Source organism: Shewanella sp. 10N.286.51.B8, assembly GCF_041469325.1.
Classification (GTDB): Bacteria; Pseudomonadota; Gammaproteobacteria; order Enterobacterales; family Shewanellaceae; genus Shewanella.
In genome coordinates this window covers 1-940 of sequence record NZ_JBFRKG010000011.1, presented here as the reverse complement: position 1 = coordinate 940, position 940 = coordinate 1, and the positions used below count along the sequence as shown (strand labels likewise).

Below are 940 nucleotides of genomic sequence, written 5' to 3'. Positions count from 1 at the left end.
TGTTCAGCCTATTGAGGATATCCTGACTACTCGCGCTAATGACGCCGCGTTTATCTTCTCGAATAATCCGCCCTGTATCTTCAACCAGCACAATGTAGTCTTTAACACTAAACATCAGTCCATTAGGCATATCTAAACGTTCATTTCCTACAAATGGTAGTAACTCTTTTGGTTGCTCACCTTTAATCGCTGAATTTATGCGTCGTTGAATACTTGTGTAATCTGAAGTTTCAGGTGTTGCAGCCATTTGTGCGCGAATTGGATTCAAATCAACATACGTCATACAGGCGAGTACGGCCGCATCATCTAACAAGGCTTGAGATTTAAACCGCCCTTCCCAAAAACGGCCTGTACACTTATCTTCTTTATTGGCCATTCTAGCAATGGGTTCACTCAAGGAACGCATAAACCAACTAATATCGGTTAAACGTTCTCGATATAGCCCAATACAATCATTAACCGTCTTTAATTCAAACTCATTAAGGACTTCAGCTTTAACAAATTTATGCGTCAACAGGGTGCCTTTAAAGCCTTTATGCCATTGGGTAAGCACATCTATATCAGACCATTCTTTGGCTTTATCCACATCGACTTTTAGCACCACATGTAAATGATTACTCATCACCGCATAAGCACAAATATCAATCGCGAAAATCGTCGCTAATTCAATAATTCGGTTATCTACCCACTCACGGCGATGTTCATAGTTTTCGCCTGTCGACTTATCATAACCACACAAAAATGCCTTACGTACCACACGCGAACAACAGTGGTAGTAAGGCGTATCTTCTAAACTCACGAGTGTTTTTCTAGGTCTGGCCATCATTAATTACCGAAAATTAAGTAATAACTAAAGCCTAGTAGAGTGTTTAACATTTAGCCAACTAGAATGGGTGGCCTTGTTATTTGTAACAGGGTGTCTTTAAAGCCTTTATGCCAT

General features: G+C 40.2%; 1 protein-coding gene. It reads right to left on the bottom strand.

The window, feature by feature from the left end; all coding sequences use genetic code 11:
* Positions 1 to 823 (bottom strand): transposase (locus tag AB4160_RS06165; protein WP_372003912.1); only part of this gene is annotated, 823 nt, incomplete at its 3' end.
* Positions 824 to 940 lie beyond the last annotated feature (117 nt).